At 75.2% G+C, this 15,510-nt stretch carries 21 protein-coding genes and 1 riboswitch; of the genes, 13 read left to right on the plus strand and 8 right to left on the minus strand.

Annotated elements, in window-relative coordinates; translation table 11 throughout:
• Positions 1-9 precede the first annotated feature (9 nt).
• The 4 genes from flgK (at position 10) to fliW (ending at position 3,877) form a co-directional block, all read left to right on the plus strand.
• Complete coding sequence (flgK, locus tag ITJ85_RS04315) at positions 10-1,419, plus strand: flagellar hook-associated protein FlgK (protein WP_217915128.1); 1,410 nt, start codon at positions 10-12, stop codon at positions 1,417-1,419.
• Positions 1,420-1,441: 22 nt separating this feature from the next.
• A complete protein-coding gene (gene flgL / locus ITJ85_RS04320; protein WP_217915129.1) occupies positions 1,442-2,329 on the plus strand; it encodes a flagellar hook-associated protein FlgL in 888 nt (295 codons plus the stop codon).
• A 216-nt stretch (positions 2,330-2,545) separates the two neighbouring features.
• Positions 2,546-3,370, plus strand: coding sequence for a flagellin N-terminal helical domain-containing protein (locus ITJ85_RS04325; RefSeq protein WP_217915924.1), 825 nt, complete (start codon positions 2,546-2,548; stop codon positions 3,368-3,370).
• Between the two features lie 30 nt (positions 3,371-3,400).
• Positions 3,401-3,877: a flagellar assembly protein FliW gene (gene fliW, locus ITJ85_RS04330; protein ID WP_217915130.1), complete on the plus strand. Its 477-nt coding sequence runs from the start codon at positions 3,401-3,403 to the stop codon at positions 3,875-3,877.
• Between the two features lie 24 nt (positions 3,878-3,901).
• On the opposite strand, the gene ITJ85_RS04335 is transcribed toward fliW, so the two are convergent.
• The 5 genes from ITJ85_RS04335 to ITJ85_RS04355 form a co-directional block, all read right to left on the minus strand.
• Entirely contained in the window at positions 3,902-4,147 is a 246-nt protein-coding gene (locus ITJ85_RS04335) for a hypothetical protein (protein WP_217915131.1), read from the minus strand.
• Positions 4,148-4,251: 104 nt separating this feature from the next.
• On the minus strand, positions 4,252-4,608 hold the full coding sequence (locus ITJ85_RS04340) for a DUF5615 family PIN-like protein (protein ID WP_217915132.1): 357 nt from the start codon (positions 4,606-4,608) through the stop codon (positions 4,252-4,254).
• Positions 4,605-5,018, minus strand: a complete 414-nt coding sequence (locus ITJ85_RS04345) for a hypothetical protein (RefSeq protein ID WP_217915133.1) — start codon at positions 5,016-5,018, stop codon at positions 4,605-4,607. Before ITJ85_RS04345 ends, ITJ85_RS04340 begins: the two co-directional genes overlap by 4 nt.
• Before the next feature lie 344 nt (positions 5,019-5,362).
• Positions 5,363-5,896, minus strand: coding sequence for a DoxX family protein (locus ITJ85_RS04350; RefSeq protein WP_217915134.1), 534 nt, complete (start codon positions 5,894-5,896; stop codon positions 5,363-5,365).
• Positions 5,897-6,040: 144 nt separating this feature from the next.
• Positions 6,041-6,451: a hypothetical protein gene (locus ITJ85_RS04355; RefSeq protein WP_217915135.1), complete on the minus strand. Its 411-nt coding sequence runs from the start codon at positions 6,449-6,451 to the stop codon at positions 6,041-6,043.
• 142 nt (positions 6,452-6,593) lie between these two features.
• Positions 6,594-6,657: riboswitch (guanidine-III (ykkC-III) riboswitch) on the plus strand.
• 11 nt (positions 6,658-6,668) lie between these two features.
• On the opposite strand from ITJ85_RS04355, the gene ITJ85_RS04360 reads away from it, so the two are divergent.
• From ITJ85_RS04360 to ITJ85_RS04370, 3 genes are all read left to right on the plus strand, one after another.
• Positions 6,669-6,983, plus strand: coding sequence for a DMT family transporter (locus ITJ85_RS04360; protein WP_217915136.1), 315 nt, complete (start codon positions 6,669-6,671; stop codon positions 6,981-6,983).
• A gap of 62 nt (positions 6,984-7,045) precedes the next feature.
• Positions 7,046-7,300 carry a hypothetical protein gene (locus tag ITJ85_RS04365; RefSeq protein ID WP_217915137.1) on the plus strand — a complete coding sequence of 85 codons (255 nt, stop codon included), beginning with the start codon at positions 7,046-7,048 and terminating at the stop codon, positions 7,298-7,300.
• Positions 7,297-7,815 (plus strand): beta-class carbonic anhydrase, encoded by a 519-nt coding sequence (locus ITJ85_RS04370; RefSeq protein WP_217915138.1) that lies wholly within the window; start codon positions 7,297-7,299, stop codon positions 7,813-7,815. Before ITJ85_RS04365 ends, ITJ85_RS04370 begins: the two co-directional genes overlap by 4 nt.
• Before the next feature lie 16 nt (positions 7,816-7,831).
• Here ITJ85_RS04370 and ITJ85_RS04375 read toward each other — a convergent pair whose 3' ends face one another.
• Together ITJ85_RS04375 and ITJ85_RS04380 are read right to left on the minus strand one after the other, a co-directional pair.
• The gene (locus ITJ85_RS04375) at positions 7,832-8,824 is read right to left on the minus strand and encodes a zinc-dependent alcohol dehydrogenase family protein (protein ID WP_217915139.1); all 993 of its coding nucleotides are present in this window, start codon (positions 8,822-8,824) and stop codon (positions 7,832-7,834) included.
• Positions 8,825-8,889: 65 nt separating this feature from the next.
• Positions 8,890-9,864, minus strand: a complete 975-nt coding sequence (locus ITJ85_RS04380) for an RNA polymerase subunit sigma-70 (RefSeq protein ID WP_425517104.1) — start codon at positions 9,862-9,864, stop codon at positions 8,890-8,892.
• Between the two features lie 214 nt (positions 9,865-10,078).
• Here ITJ85_RS04380 and ITJ85_RS04385 point away from each other — a divergent pair, with 214 nt between their 5' ends.
• The 3 genes from ITJ85_RS04385 (at position 10,079) to ITJ85_RS04395 (ending at position 12,763) form a co-directional block, all read left to right on the plus strand.
• Positions 10,079-11,656, plus strand: coding sequence for a PQQ-dependent sugar dehydrogenase (locus ITJ85_RS04385; RefSeq protein ID WP_246496362.1), 1,578 nt, complete (start codon positions 10,079-10,081; stop codon positions 11,654-11,656).
• 94 nt (positions 11,657-11,750) lie between these two features.
• The gene (locus ITJ85_RS04390) at positions 11,751-12,395 is read left to right on the plus strand and encodes a LytR C-terminal domain-containing protein (protein WP_217915142.1); all 645 of its coding nucleotides are present in this window, start codon (positions 11,751-11,753) and stop codon (positions 12,393-12,395) included.
• A 41-nt stretch (positions 12,396-12,436) separates the two neighbouring features.
• On the plus strand, positions 12,437-12,763 hold the full coding sequence (locus tag ITJ85_RS04395) for a putative quinol monooxygenase (protein WP_217915143.1): 327 nt from the start codon (positions 12,437-12,439) through the stop codon (positions 12,761-12,763).
• A 52-nt stretch (positions 12,764-12,815) separates the two neighbouring features.
• On the opposite strand, the gene ITJ85_RS04400 is transcribed toward ITJ85_RS04395, so the two are convergent.
• Positions 12,816-13,376: a DNA-directed RNA polymerase subunit omega gene (locus ITJ85_RS04400; protein WP_217915144.1), complete on the minus strand. Its 561-nt coding sequence runs from the start codon at positions 13,374-13,376 to the stop codon at positions 12,816-12,818.
• A gap of 110 nt (positions 13,377-13,486) precedes the next feature.
• On the opposite strand from ITJ85_RS04400, the gene csrA reads away from it, so the two are divergent.
• From csrA to ITJ85_RS04415, 3 genes are all read left to right on the plus strand, one after another.
• On the plus strand, positions 13,487-13,729 hold the full coding sequence (gene csrA, locus ITJ85_RS04405) for a carbon storage regulator CsrA (protein ID WP_217915145.1): 243 nt from the start codon (positions 13,487-13,489) through the stop codon (positions 13,727-13,729).
• A 176-nt stretch (positions 13,730-13,905) separates the two neighbouring features.
• Positions 13,906-14,736: a flagellin N-terminal helical domain-containing protein gene (locus tag ITJ85_RS04410; protein ID WP_217915146.1), complete on the plus strand. Its 831-nt coding sequence runs from the start codon at positions 13,906-13,908 to the stop codon at positions 14,734-14,736.
• An 87-nt stretch (positions 14,737-14,823) separates the two neighbouring features.
• Positions 14,824-15,477, plus strand: a complete 654-nt coding sequence (locus tag ITJ85_RS04415) for a leucine zipper domain-containing protein (RefSeq protein WP_281412224.1) — start codon at positions 14,824-14,826, stop codon at positions 15,475-15,477.
• Positions 15,478-15,510: the final 33 nt, after the last annotated feature.

Consider the following 15,510-nt stretch of genomic DNA (forward strand, 5'->3'; position numbering starts at 1 on the left):
GGGGGCGGCATGGCGTCCACGTTCTTCGGCCTGAACAGCGCCGTCAGCGGCATCCTCACCGCCCAGCGGGCGCTCAACACGGTCTCGCACAACCTCACCAACGCCACGACGCCCGGCTACTCGCGCCAGCGCGTGGACACCGCGGCGGCGCCGGCCTACGCGCACCCCGGGCTCACCACGGCCGTGGGCGTGGGGCAGCTCGGCACCGGCGTGGTCGCGACCCAGTACGCGCGGCTGCGCGACGGGTTCGCCGACCTCTCGCACCGCGCCGCCACGTCGGACGTCGGCCAGTTCGAGGCGCGCGGCCAGGCGCTGTCCACCATCGACACGGTGCTGGACGAGCCGGGCGAGACCGGCATCAGCCACCTGCTGAGCGGCTACTGGGGCGCCTGGCAGACCCTCTCACTGCAGCCCGACTCCGCCGCCGCCCGCGAGGCCGTGCGCCAGGCCGGCGACGACCTGGCGCGCGGGTTCAACGACCTCAGCCGCGGCCTGGCCGCCTCGCAGGCCGAGGCCAGCGCGCGCATCGAGCTCGGCGCCAGCCGGGTCAACGACCTCGCCGGCCAGGTCAACGAGCTGAACAAGCAGATCGCCATGGTGGTGGCCGTCGGCCAGCAGCCCAACGACCTGCGCGACCAGCGCGACCTGCTCATCGACGAGCTCGCCTCGTACGCGAACGTGACCGTCTCCGAGGCCGGCGCGGCCGGCAAGGTGTCGATCGCGATCGGCTCGCAGCTGATCGTCGACTCGACGACCGACACGGCCGGCACGCTCGCCATCGACGCGGCCGGCGCGGCCACCGTCAACGGCGCGGCCACGACCATCGCGAGCGGCAACCTGCGCGGGCTCGTGGACGTGCGCGACGCCGTCATCGGCGGCCCGGACGGCTACATCGCCCAGCTCGACACGCTCGCCGCGACGGTCGCCACGGCGGTCAACGGCCGCCACGAGGCCGGCTTCGGCCGCGACGGCGGCACCGGCACGCCGTTCTTCACCGGCACGACGGCGGCGACGATCGGCATCTCGGCCCCCGTGCGGGCGTCCGTGGACGCCATCGCCACGAGCGGGTCGGCCGCCGACCTGCCCGCCGGCTCGGACGTGGCCGTGGGCATCGCGCAGCTGCAGTTCCTGGTCCAGACGATCGGCGCCTCGACCACCACGATGGACGGCTTCTACGCCCAGTTCGTGTCGCGCGTCGGCCTCGACACCGACCAGGCGTCGCGCATGGCCCAGGTCCAGAAGGGCGTGCTGGCGGCCGCAGAGGCGCGCCGCAGCTCGGTCAGCGGGGTCAACCTCGACGAGGAGATGACCGACATGGTGCGGTTCCAGAAGTCCTACAACGCCGCCGCCCGCATGGTCACGGCGCTCGACGAGATGCTCGAGACGCTCGTGAGCGGTATGGGCGTCGTGGGCCGATAGGGGGCGGGCGATGATCGGACGCATGAGCTCGGACCAGACGGTCCGCGCCTTCCTCGCCAACCTCCAGGCCAACCACCGCGGGCTCGCCGACGCGCAGCGCCAGGTGTCGACCGGCAAGCGCATCCTGACCCCCTCGGACGACCCCGTCGGCGTGGCGGTCGCCCTCGGCCTGCGCCGCGACCAGGCGGCCAACGAGGCCTGGGGCCGCAACATCGACGACTCGCTCACCTGGCTCAACACGACCGACAGCGCGCTCGGGCAGTCGCTCGACGTGGTGCAGCGGGCGCGCGAGCTCGCCGTGCAGGGCGGCAACGGGACGCTGTCGCAGTCGGCGCGCGAGCTGATCGCGTCCGAGGTGCAGAGCCTGAAGGCGCAGTTCGTCGAGATCGGCAACAGCACGCTCGCCGGCCGCTTCGTCTTCGGGGGCGCCGCCACCGACCGCCAGCCGTTCGACCCGGCCACCCAGACCGCCGTGGCCCCCGTCAACACGAGCCCCATCACCCGCGAGGTGGCGCAGGGCTCGCTGGTGTCGGTGAACATCACGGCGGACCGCCTGCAGAAGCCGCCCGGCGCGACGCCGGACGTGTTCACGGTGATGGACGACCTGTCGGCGGCGCTCGGCGCGAACGACTCGGCGGGCATCGCCGAGGCGCTCTCCCGCCTGGACGCGCACATGGGGAACATCAGCGCGCTGCGCGGCGAGACGGCGGCCAAGGTCAACCGGCTCGAGCTCACGGCGAGCCGCTTCGAGGCCCAGGCGATCGCGACGGGCAGCCAGCTCGCCGAGATCGAGGCCGTGGACCTGGCCGAGGCGATCACCGACCTCACGATGCGCGAGGCCGTCTACCAGGCGGCCCTCGCGACCGGCGCGCGCATCATGCAGCCGTCGCTGGTCGATTTCCTGCGGTGACGCGCCCGCTGACCTCAAGTCGGTGAGCACGGTTCCGATGCAGCGGATGGCGCACCCCGGATGGGTGCGCCGCACGACACAGCCGGTCCGGGAGGCCGGCACGGAGGCAGCGGTGACGGAGGACACGGAGGTCCCGTCGCAGGTCATCCCCGGGCGTACGCCCGAACCCGCCCACCCGGCGGACCGACTGGCGAGAAAGGACTTCTGAGAATGGGTCTGCGGATCTACAACAACGTCGAGGCGCAGAACGCCCATCGGCAGCTCTCGACCACGACCACCGCGCTCAGCAAGACGATGGAGCGCCTCTCGTCGGGCATGCGCATCAACCGCGCGGCGGACGACGCGGCCGGCCTGGCGGTCTCCGAGGAGATGCGGACGCAGATCCGCGGCATGAACGTCGCGGCGCGCAACGCCCTCGACGGCGTGAGCCTCGTGCAGGTCGCCGACGGCGCCCTGGGCGGCGTCAACGACATGCTCCAGCGCGTGCGCGACCTGGCCGTCCAGGCGTCGAACGGCACGCTCACCGACCTGCAGCGGGGCAACCTGGACCAGGAGGTCCAGTCGGTCATGGCGGAGATCGCGCGGGTCGCCTCCGACACCGAGTTCAACGGGATCAAGATCCTCTCCGGCTCGGTCGCGACGGCCGCCAGCGCCGTCACCCTGCAGGTGGGCGCCAACTCCTCGCAGACGATCGCGTTCACCGTGGCCACCATGACGGCGAGCGACCTCGGCATCTCCGGCCTGTCGGTGTCGACCGCGGCCTCGGCCTCGGCCGCGATCGCCTCGATCGACGCGGCCATCCGCACCGTCAACAGCCAGCGCGCCAGCATGGGCGCCATCCAGAACCGGCTGGAGCAGACGATCAGCCGGCTCGAGCTGACGGCCGAGAACCTCCAGGCCGCCGAGTCGCGCATCCGCGACGCGGACATGGCCGAGGAGATGATCGCGCTGACGAAGAGCCAGATCCTCCAGCAGTCGGGCACCGCGATGCTCGCGCAGGCCAACCAGCTCCCGCAGGGCATCCTGCAGCTCCTCGGCTAGCGCCGGGCGACACGGCACATGGAGACCACCGTGACCACCGAGACCCTCACCGCCCCGATCGCCGTGCCCTCGCAGGCGCTCGGCGCGATCGAGGTGGCCCGCGACAGCGTCATCGCCGTCTGCGAGCCGCTCGCCGGCTTCCCCGACTGCTCGTCGTACACGCTCGTCGAGCACACCCGACGGGACGGCTCGGGCGGCGGCGTCTTCTGGTTCCAGGCGGTCGAGCGCCCGTTCCACGCGTTCGTGGTGACCGACCCCTGGACCGTCTTCCCCGACTACTCGCCGGAGATCGCCGAGTCCGACGCCGCCGACCTGGAGCTCGCGAGCTTCGAGGACGCCCGCGTCTTCGCGATCCTGACCGTGCCGCGCACGCCCGGGGGCATCACGGTCAACCTGCGCGCCCCGATCGTCGTCAACATGGCGCGGCGGGTGGCCAAGCAGGTCGTGCTGCTGAACGACGAGTACCACACGCGCCACCTCATGTCGGGGCCGATCGCCCCGCGCTGAGCGGCTCGCCGCCGCCGGCCCCGGTCAGTCCGGGACCGGCGGCGCCCCCTCCGCCACGCGCCGGCGCAGCCACCGCAGCAGGCGGTCGCGGCGGTCGTCGTCGAGCCAGTGCTCCGCCGCGTGGCGCAGCCGGTCGATCGCCGGCCCCGCGCCGGCCATCGCCTGGTTGCGGCCAGTCCGCCAGGCGATCCAGCCGACCAGCCGCTCCGCGTCGCCCTCCCCCAGGTGGAGACGGCAGAAGGTGATGAGGTCGTCGAGCGAGGTCGCCACGGGCCGGGCAGCATAGCGAACACACGTTCCTACCCGCTTGGAGTGGATATCCCCCGGGCGGGTGCCGTCGGCCCTCGCCGCACCGGCCGGCGCGAGGGCTCGGACTACAACCACTCCTCCGCGTTCGAGAGGGCGTCGACGCCGGGGTATGCGGTGAGCTTCGCTTCGAGCGCCGCCACGATGCGGCCGGTGTCGGCCTTCGTCCTGCGGAAGCGGCCGGACATGAAGATCATCCCGTAGTGACCGGGGCCGGCGGGATGGACGGCGGCGATGTGAAGCGGGCGGAAGTCACGGACGTTGTTGGTGACGACCGCCCGCTGCTGTGAGCGCGCGAGGTCGAGCACCTCGGGGTCGTCGAGCTCGGCGTGCTCGGACGCGGCGATGGCCTGCACATCGTGCCCGCGCTGTCGGAGCTGCTCGGCGATCTCGGGCGAGAGCATCTCGTCGAGCAACAGCCTCACCGCGCCAGTGCGGCGCGGCCGGCCTCCCACGCGGCGTGCGCCTGCGCGGCCTCGCGCTCGTTGTCGGCGATGAGCTCGTCGATCTCATCGCGATAGGCGCCGTAGTAGATGACGGCCGCCTGGACGAGCCCGAGCGGCAGATGCAGGTATTCGGCCGCCTCCGCCAAATCGTTGTCGTTGTCGCGGACGGTGGCGATGACCTCCCAGACGTCCTTGCCGGTGCCGGCGAGGCGTGCCCGGCGGCCGGCCGGACCGTCGACGAAGCGAACGAGCGGATGCTCATCCATCCGCAGGCCCTCCTCCAGATAGCGCTGTGCGAGCGTGCGCATTGGCATGTGCGCGCGCTTGGCGCGGCGCGCGAGGCGCTGGACGGTCGCCTCAGGGAGGCGGATGCTGATCGGCTGGGGCATGTAGCGCACGGTATCGCAGCGCACCTCATTGCGCTACAAGGGTGAGCGGTCGTCGGCGGGCCGACATGCCATGGAGACCCGCATCGGCGAGCCGCGCACACCGCCCTCGGTCTCGTATCCACGCCAAGCGGGTAGGAACACACGTTCGCACCCGATCGACGTGGGCACGGCTGCGCACCTCGCCGACCGCCTCGGCCGCGGCGGGCACGGGCCGGCGTCCACGGCGCCGGGGCAACTCGTCGCGGAGCTGCGGCAGACGACGATCCGCCCTGGGCCGGCGACGCGGGTGGCGGCGCCCCTCGGCCGGCGCCGGGGGCGGCGTGCCGACCCGCGCTGCCATCGCCTCAGATGCTCTGCTCGCCGCCCTCCGCGTCCGGGTCCATCCCGTCCCGGCCCACGCGACGGGCGACCGCCACGGCAGCCGCCCCGGCGGCGGCGCCCGCGCCGAGCTCGGCGAGCGCGACCAGCGGGCCCGAGCGCACGGTGCCCAGGTGCTCGTCCACCGACAGCGCGCCCGGGCCCTCGGCCGCGATCGCGAACATGGACGCGGCCAGGACGACGTTGTACTCGTAGCCGCCCTCGGCCACCCAGGGCCCCTTGTCGGCGTGCACCGTCAGGATGGCGCCGGTCATCGACGACGTGATCATCGCGGCACCCAGCGGGGTCAGGAAGCCGAGCGTCAGCAACGCGCCGCCGCACGTCTCCGCCAGGCCGGCCGCCACGGCCTGCTGCCTGGCGGGTCGCAACCCGAGCGACTCGAAGAACCCGGCCGTCCCCTCCAGGCCGTGGCCCCCGAACCAGCCGGCCAGCTTCTGGAGCCCGTGGCCGATGAAGAACACGCCGACGACGATGCGCAGCACCGCCATGCCGATCCTCATGTCCGCCTCCGATCCGGTGTGATCAGGTGGCGCTCGGGTGGTTCCCGGCGCGGTCCCCGGCATCACGGAGGCGTCGGCGACCCCGGTCCGGTCGCCCACGGCGTCCCGGCGACCTGCAACGGCGATCCGCTGCGGTCCGGCCGGCTACGCGGCGCGCGCCAGGCCCCGGACGGCGTCCAGCACCCGGGCGCCGTCGCGCCGGGCGGCCATCGCGAGCCAGTCGCGCACGTGGGCCCCGTCCGGCCCCGCGCCGGTGAGCACCCGCTCGTCCCACAGCAGCCGCTCGATGCGATCGGGATCGATGACGCCGTCGCCGAGCGCGACGAGCAGCGGGGCCGCCTCGTGCGGCGCCAGGGCGAGCAGGGCGCCCGCCTCGCGCATCCGCTCACGCCAGCGCGCCAGCGCGTCGGCGCCCTCGTGCGGCGGCGGCGCCGGCCCCACGTCGGCCGGCGGCTCGACCACCGCCAGCTCGATGACCCCCTCCGCGGCGCCCTCGCGCGCCGTCCCTCCCGGGTCGTGCCACCCGACCCGGTGCGTCCGCGTCGTCGTGAGCATGGGGATGACGGTAGGCCGCGCGGGCGCCGCCGGTGTGTCGTGCGCGTGACGGGCGTGTGTCGGCGCGGCAACGGGCGCGCCGCCCGGTCCGGCGTTCCGCCGTCCGGCCCCGCACGGCGCGCCTCGGGGGCGCCTGGCAACATGGACGCGCCGCCTGGGGCAAACCGGACGAGGGCGCCGTACCCGGAACGCGACGACGGCGCAGGGGGATCGAACCGTGGCGTGGCTCGTGCTGGTGCTCTCCGGCGTGATGGAGGCCGTCTGGGCGACGGCGCTCGGCAAGTCCGACGGCCTGACGCGGCCGCCGGCGACGGCGGTCTTCGTGGTCGCGCTCGTCGTCAGCATGGCCGGGCTCGCGTACGCGATGCGGGACCTGCCGGTCGGGACGTCGTACGCGGTGTGGGTCGGGATCGGCGCGGCCCTCACGGTGACGTACGCGATGGCGGTCGACGGCGAGGCCGCCTCGCCGCTGAAGGTGCTCCTCGTGCTCGGCATCGTCGGCTGCGTGATCGGCCTGAAGGCGACCGGGTGAGCGCCGCCACAAGGCGCGACGCCGGCGACCGGCGGCGCCCGGCTCGCGTAGGATCCACGGCGATGGCGGACGAGCACGCGCGCGAGGACGTCGAGGCCACGCTGGTGGAGCTGCTGCGCAGGGCCGGTGGGCCGGTGCGCGAGGCGGCGCTCTACGAGCGGGCCCGCTCGCGCCACGACGGGCTCAGCGCGGCCCTCTACCTCGCGGCGCTGGAGCGCCTCGCCACCCTCGGGCACCTGCACGTGGCGGTCGAGCACGACTTCCGGGCGAACGACCCGGAGCCGTTCGGGCCGCGCTTCTGGCGCGTCGTCGAGTGACCGCCGGCGAGGGCCCTCGCAACGCCGACGAGATGCTGCGCGCCGCGGCGGGGCGCGCGGACGAGCTCGCGGCGCCGGGCCTCAGCCCGCGCCCGCGGCGCAAGGTCGCGGTGCTGGCCTGCATGGACACCCGGATCGACCTCTTCCCGATGCTCGGGCTGCGCCGCGGGGACGCGCACATCATCCGCAACGCCGGCGGCCTCGCGACCGACGACGCGATCCGCTCGCTCAGCATCTCGCAGCGGCTGCTCGGCACCGACGAGATCGTCGTGGTGATGCACGAGGGCTGCGGCCTGCACGGCGCCTCGGAGGACGCCTTCGCCGCGGCGCTCGCGGCCGACGGCGTGCTGCCGACCTGGCGGCTCGGCGCCTTCCAGGACGTCGAGGCCACGCTCCGCGACAGCCTGGCGCGCCTGCGCTCCAGCCCGGAGCTGCCGGCGCGCACCCACGTGCGCGGCCTGATCTTCGATCCCGAGGACGGCTCGCTGCGCGAGGTCGACGCGCCCGCGCGCTGAGCGCGCCGGCGGCCGTCTACCCGGTCAGGATGACCTTGCCCGAGCGGCCCGGGCGCTCGGCGTGCGCGGCCGCCTCGCGCACGTCGGCCAGGTCGTAGCGCGCCTCGACCGGCGGGTCGATGGTGCCGTCGGCCATCAGGCCGAGCACGTCGCCGATCGTGCCGGCCACGCGCTCGCGCGGCGTCTCGCGGAACCAGCGCGCCAGCCAGAAGCCGCGCACGGCCGTGCCGAGGAACACCTGCAGCCCGGCGTCGAGCGGCATGGGCCGCTGGGACAGGCGGCCGTACACCACCAGCGTGCCGCCCGGCGCCAGCGAGGCCGCCATCGCGGCGCCGAGCGCTCCGGCGACCGCGTCGATCGCCTTCGGCGCGCCGCCGCCGGTGACCTCGCGCACCCGCTCCGGGAGGTCGTCGCCCGCCACCAGCACCTCGTCGGCGCCCAGCGCGAGCAGCTCGTCGCGCTGCTCGGGCCGGCGCACGACGTTGAGCGTCCGGAAGCCGCGGGCGCGCCCCAGCTGGATGACCATGCGGCCCAGCGTCGACCCCGCGGCGCTCTGCAGCAGCCACTCGCCCGGCTCCACGCCGAGCTCCTCGGTGACGAGGATCCACGCGGTCAGCGGGTTGACCACGAGCTGGGCGGCGGCCTCGTCGCCCACGGCGTCGGGCACGGGCACGAGCGCCGCGGCCGGCACGGCCATGCGCTCCGCCCAGGTGCCGGGGCTGATGCCGAGCGGCACCACCCGGTCGCCCACCGCCGCCGAGCCGACGCCCGGCCCGAGCGCCTCGACCTCGCCCATGCCCTCCAGGCCGGGCGTCGCCGGCAGCTCGGGCAGCTCGCCGTAGCGGCCGCGCACGACCGAGAGGTCGGACGGGTTGACCGGCCGCGCCCGCAGGCGCAGCACGACCTCGCCCGGCCCGGGCTCGGGCGCGGGGACGGTCGCGACCTCGAGGACGTCGGCCGGCTCGCCGAAGCGGGCGATGCGGACCGCGCGGGAGGGGGTGCCGCTCATCTGCTGCTCCTCTGCTCGACGCGGGGCAGCCTACGACGCCCCCGGCCCGCGCGGCCCGGGCGCCGTCAGAGCCCGGCCGGCAGGCCCGCCTCCTGCAGCAGGTCGGCCAGCGGGTAGGCGACGACCTCGGCGACGCGGCCGCCGGCGATGCGCAGCACGTCGACGGCCATGGGGCGGAAGCGGTCGTCACCCGGGCGGCGCACGTAGCCGGCGACGGCGGGCTGCCCGTTCATGCGCGTCGGCAGGCAGCGCCAGCGGCCCCAGCCGGGGCTCGTGAAGCCGCCCTCGACCCAGCCCGCCACCACGGCGTCGCGGCCGGTGACGACCCCCGGCTCGGGCGGCATGCTGAACCGGACGTCCTCGGCGAGCACGTCGAGCAGCCCGTCGACGTCGTCGCGCTCGGTGGCCTCCATGTACCGGCGCACCAGCTCGCGTTCGGCCGCCTCGGCGTCCCCGCCCGGGGCCCACTCCGACCGGCGCCCGGGCAGGTGCCGTCGCAGCGCCGCCCGCGCCCGCTGCAGGGCGCTGTTGACCGCGGCCACGCTCGTGCCGAGCTGGTCCGCGGCCTCGCGGGCGGACCAGCCGGCCACGTCGCGCAGCAGCAGGACGGCGCGCTGGACCGGCGGCAGGTGCTGCACCGCCACCATGAAGGCCAGCTCGACGGTCTCGCGGGCGACGAGGGCGGCGCCCGGCTCCTCCTCGGCCGGCGCGGCGCGCTCGAGCACGGCGTCGGGAAGGGGGCGCAGCCACGGGACGCCCTCCGGTCCGCCGGCGGCGCCGCGGGCGACGCGCCGGCGCCGGGCGGCGTCGATGGCCGCGTGTGTGGCGATGCCGTAGAGCCACGCGCGCGCGGGCCCCGTGCCGCGATAGCCCTCGCGGCCGCGCCAGGCGCGCAGCAGCGCCTCCTGGACGGCGTCGTCCGCGTCCTCCAGCGAGCCGAGCATGCGATAGCAGTGCACGCGCAGCTCCGGCCGGCAGCGCTCCGCGAGCTCGCCGAAGGCCCGCTCGTCGATGCCGCGCGTCGTCTCCACCGTGGCCATGATGCCTCCCACGCCGCGCCGCCGCTCCTCCGGCGGCGGCTGTCGACCGTATGACGCACGGGGGGCCCGGCACTCATCGGCCGGACGCCCCGATCGGCGGCCGGCGGGGCGCCGATCGCCGATCGGACGTGCCCGACCCCCGACGAACGGTGACGACCGCCCCCCGATCAGCGGATGTACGCCCCCTGGCGGAATCCCTAGCGTTCCGCGCGTGATGCTCCCGCGCCTCGCCCGACGCCTGCTCGTGGTGCTCGCCGTGGGCGGGCTCCTGACCGCAGCCGCGGGCGCCGCGTCGGCCGCGCCGGTGCGCTCCGCGGCGGGGATGCAGGTCAGCACCATCACCACGGGCCTGCAGGTGCCGTGGGACATCGCCTTCATGCCGGACGGCCGCGCGCTCGTGACCGAGCGGCCGGGCCGCGTGCGCATCGTGGGCGCGGACGGCCGGCTGGCCCCGACCCCGGCCGCGACGCTCGCCGTGTCGGCGTCCGGCGAGGGCGGCCTGCTCGGCGTGGCGGTCGACCCCCAGTTCGCGGCCGGCGCGCCGTTCGTCTACCTCTACCTGACGACCGGCGGGCAGGTGCAGGTGCAGCGCCACCGGTTCGCGGGCGACCGGCTGACGCTCGACGGCGTCGTGGTGTCCGGCATCCCGGCGGGCGACGTGCACACGTCCGGGCGCGTGCGCTTCGGCCCCGACGGCGCCCTCTACCTGGGCACCGGCGACACGGGCGACGGCGACCTCGCCCAGAGCCCGTCGTCGCTGGCCGGCAAGATCCTCCGGCTGCCCCCGGGCGCCCACCGCAACCCGGCGCCCGTGATGCCGCAGGTCGTGGCCATCGGCCTGCGCCACCCGCAGGGGATGGCCTGGCAGCCCGGCGGGCCGCTGTTCGTGACGGACCACGGCGCCAGCGGCTTCGACGGGCCGAGCGGCGACGACGAGCTCGACGCGATCACGCCGGGCGGCAACTACGGCTGGCCCCTGGTGCGCGGCGCGAACCACGGCCCGTACGCCGCGCCGGCCGCGCTGTGGACCCAGACGATCGCGCCGGCCGGGCTGGCGTTCGTGACGCAGGGCGGCTCCACCTGGACGGGCAACGCCCTCGTCACCGGCCTCGCCGGCCAGCAGCTGCGCCGCCTGACGCTCTCGGGCACCCGGGTGATCGCCGACGAGCCGCTCCTCGTGCGGGCCCACGGGCGCCTGCGCGCGATCGCCGAGGCGCCCGACGGCTCCATCTGGGTCGGCACCAGCAACCGCGACGGCCGCGGCTCGCCGCGCAGCGGCGACGACCGCCTGCTGCGCATCGTCCCGCCGGCCGGCGGCCCGCCCGCCGGCGCGCCGGCCCCGACGCCGACCCGGCCGCGGCGCACCATCTGCGTCCCCGACCCGCGGGCGCGCGCCGCCCGCGGCCTGGCCCGGACCGTCCTCGAGCGCCGGCTGCTGAAGAGCCAGCGCGTCGCCCAGCGGGCGCTGCGCTCCATCCGCACCGTCGAGGCCCGCGCGCAGGGGGCCCCGCTGCGCGGCGTGCGCTGCCGCACCACCCCGGACCCCGTGCGCTTCTCGGCCCGACAGCTCCTGATCTCTCAGCGCATCACCCAGGCGGTCATCCACCGCACCGCCGTCGTGCGGGCCCGGCTGGCCGACCGCCCGCCGCCCGCGGCGCCGCGCCGTACGCTGACGGTGAAGGACATCGTCGCCGGGCCGCGCCAGATGCGCATCAACGAGCGCATCGCGATCGCGGCGCTCAAGCGGGTGCGGGCGCTCGACGCCCGCATCAGCGGGGGCGAGCTGGCCTGACGGCCCTCGCCGGGCGCCGCGGCGCCCCGGTGCAGGAGTCCGGCGGCGCCCGTGAAAACAGTTCGGCATGACCAGATCAGGAGGGACCTCGACCGTGAGCAGCCGCAGGCCGCCCGAGTGGGACGAGGACGACTGGGGCGACCGGGACGCCACGCCGCGCCGGCGGGGTGGGCGCCGGCCCGGGAGGACGAACTCCGCCGCGCCCCGCTTCGGCGTCCTCGCCGTCGCCGCCGCCCTTGTGGGCGGCCTCTTCGTGGGCTGGGTCGCCAACTCCGGCGGGGGCGGCACCGCGACCGTCACCGAGACCCGCACCGTGACCGCGCCGGTCGCCGGCGTGGCCGCCGCGAGCGCCGGCGTCACGCCGAGCCCGGCGACCGCCCGCGCCACCATCGCCCTGGCGGTGCTCAACGGCTCCGACGAGAGCGGCCTGGCCGCCGCGGGGGCGGGCGAGGCCCGCGCGCTGGGCTACCAGCGGGTCACGGAGGGCAACGCGCCCGCCCCGGTGGCCGCCGACATCGTCCTCCACCGCGAGGGCGCCGCGCCCCAGGCGGCCCGGGTCGCCATGGACCTGGGGCTGCCGGCGCCGGAGCTCGTCGTGGACGGCGACCCGGTGCTGACCGTCGCCCCGGATGCCGACGTCTACGTGATCCTGGGCCCGACCGGCGGCGCCGGCGCGGCGGAGGGGACGACCGGGCCGGCGACGGAGGAGCCCGCGACGACGGCCCCGGCCGCCGGGTAGCGTTCACCGCCGCGGAATCCATCGTCTCGAGGGGGAGCGGCGTGTCGGAGGTCGTCGTGGTGGTCGTGGCCCGGGCGAAGCCGGGCTCGGGTGACGAGGCGCTCGCCGCGTTCGCCGGCGTGGCCGTGCCGACCCACGCGGAGGAGGGCTGCCTGACCTACGCCCTGCACCGCTCGGTCGCCGATCCGGACGAGATCGTGCTGGTCGAGCGCTGGGCATCGCGCGAGGCCCTCGACGAGCACCTGGCCAGCGAGCATCTGGCCGCCTTCCGTGCGGGCAGCGCCGACCTGTGGGCCGCGCCCATGCAGGTCGTCGTCACCACGCCCGCGCCCGCGGGCGACCCGGCCAAGGGGTCGCTCGCCGCCTAGGGAGCCGCGCCGCGCGCGCCCGGGCCACCGGCCCGGGCGCGCCGGGGCTCACCTACAGGTCGTCCTCGTCGTCGTCCTCGTCGGGCTCGTCGACGTCCTCCAGCGAGATCTCCTCGGTCTCGGGGGCCGCGTCGACGCCGGAGACCTCCCGGACCGTCTCGACGACCTCCTCCGGGTCCTCGTCGATGGCCTCCTCGGCCACGACCGGCTCCACGGCCTCGCCCTCGAGCGCCTGGGCGAGGGCGGGGGTGATGGGCGCGCCCTCGTCACTCTCCGCGACGATCTCCTCGTCGTCGCCGAGGCCCTCGATGAGGAGCGGGTCGGTCTCGATCTCCTCCAGCTCGGGGAGGGCGGCCTCGTCGGCGCGGCCCTCGGGGTCCCAGCGCACCTTGACCTCGCCCTCGAGGATCTCGGCCTCGGCCAGCGCGACCGGGTCGCGGGAGGTGAGCTCGCCCGGCGCCGGCGGCGGGGCCGCCTCGGCGCGGAGCTCCGCCGGGTCGGCGGTCAGCCAGAGGGTGATCTGGCGTGCCCGCTTGGCAACGGCATGGACCAGCGCGTAGCGCGACCCATCGACGTGCTGCAGCGACTGATCCAGGCGCCGTCCGTACAGCATCCAACCTCCCCGGCCGTGTGTGGCGCGTCCGAAAGCGACCAGACATACTAGCGGCTCCACGCGACGGTGCCCCGATCGGCACCGCGTCACCGCGCAAGGAGGCCTCCTGAATGCTGGTGCTCACCCGTAAGGCCAACCAGAGCATCATGATCGGCGACCACATCGAGGTGTCGGTGCTCTCGGTGCTGGGGGAGAAGGTCCGCCTCGGCATCCAGGCGCCGCGCGACGTCCCGGTCTTCCGCAAGGAGGTCTTCCTCGAGATCCAGGCCCAGAACCTCGAGGCGGCCGAGTCGAGCCGCGAGGCGGTCGACCAGGCGCTGGGCATGATGGGGGAGGCCGACGAGGCCCGCTGACGGAGGGCGGATGGGCGGATCGTCCATCCGGGGCTCAAGGCCCGGCGCGCGCCGCCGATAACCCCCCTGAACGCGAGGGGCCCGGATGGTCTCCCGCGGAAACGCCGGCCGGACACCGCACGGATGCGGATCGGGCGGTGGCTCAGTCCAGATCGACCTGGATTCAAGGAGGAATCATGGGTCTCAGTGTCTACAACAACGTCGAGGCGCAGAACGCCCACCGTGTCCTGAGCAACACCGGGACGCAGCTCAGCAAGTCGATGGAGCGCCTCTCCAGCGGCCTGCGGATCAACCGCGCCGCCGACGACGCCGCCGGCCTCGCCGTGTCCGAGGGGATGCGGGCGCAGATCCGGGGCATGAGCGTCGCCTCGCGCAACGCGCAGGACGGCGTCTCGATGGTCCAGGTGGCCGACGGCGCCCTCGGCAACGTCGGCGACATGCTGCAGCGCGTCCGCGACCTGGCCGTCCAGGCCTCGAACGGCACGCTGACCGACGCCCAGCGCAAGAACCTGGACGCCGAGGTGCAGCAGGTCCTGACCGAGATCGGCAAGACCGGCACGGACACCGAGTTCAACGGCCTCAAGATCCTCGCCGGGTCGGTCGCGACCGCCGCGTCCGCCGTCACCCTGCAGGTCGGCGCCAACAACAACCAGACGATCGCCTTCACGATCGGCACGGTCTCGGCCTCCGACCTCGGCATCTCGGGCATCGCCGTGTCCACGGCGGCCTCGGCCTCCGCGGCCATCGCCTCCATCGACGCGGCGATCAGCACCGTCACCACCAGCCGGGCGAACCTGGGCGCCATCCAGAACCGCCTGGAGCACACCATCAACCGCCTCGGCATGACCACGGAGAACCTCCAGGCCGCCGAGTCCCGGATCCGGGACGCCGACATGGCGCAGGAGATGATCAAGTTCACCAAGAACCAGATCCTCCAGCAGTCGGGCACGGCGATGCTCGCGCAGGCCAACCAGGCCCCGCAGAGCGTCCTCTCGCTCCTCCGCTAGTTGTAGTCGGCAGGAGCGTTCTTCCGTCCGGGCCTCCTTGGAGGCTGCGGGTTGCGAGCCAAGCAACCTGCCGAAGGAGACCCGGCGGTGACACTTCATCAGAACGCCAGGACGTGCCCGGCGTCGCGTCGGCTCTTGTGCCGACGCGTCGAGCAGGAGGGATGGACGCTGAGGGCGGCCGCCGAGGCGGCCGGCCTCAGCGAGCGCCGTGCCAGGGAGTGGCTGCGGCGCCACCGCGCCGGCGACCGCGAGCTGTGCGATCGGCCCTCGGTCGCCCACCAGATCGCCGGCCGCACGCCGCCCGAGGTCGAGGAGGCGATCTGCGCCCTGCGTGAGCTGCGCTTCTCGGGCGCCCGGATCGCCGCGGTGCTGGGTCTTCCCGAGCGCACCGTGCGGGCGGTGCTCGCCCGCGCCGGCCTCAGCCGCCTTGCGGCGCCGGACGCGGGCGAGCCGGCTCGCCGCTACGAGCGGCCGACGCCGGGCGAGCTGGTCCACATCGACGTCAAGAAGCTCGGACGCATCGAGCGCCCCGGCCACCGCGTCCACGGCGATCGCACCACCCGCGCTCGCGGGGCCGGCTGGGAGTTCCTGCACGTCTGCGTCGACGACTGCACCCGCCTGGCCTACGCCGAGGTGCTCGCCGACGAGCGCACGGACACCGTCTGCGCCTTCCTCGAACGGGCCCGGGCACACTTCGCCGCCCTGGGGATCGGGATCCGGCGCCTCATGACCGACGGATGAAAGTCAACCTCTCTCGACGCACCTCCGACCTCG

The sequence above is a fragment of the Miltoncostaea marina genome (genome assembly GCF_018141525.1).
Taxonomy (GTDB): Bacteria; Actinomycetota; Thermoleophilia; order Miltoncostaeales; family Miltoncostaeaceae; genus Miltoncostaea; species Miltoncostaea marina.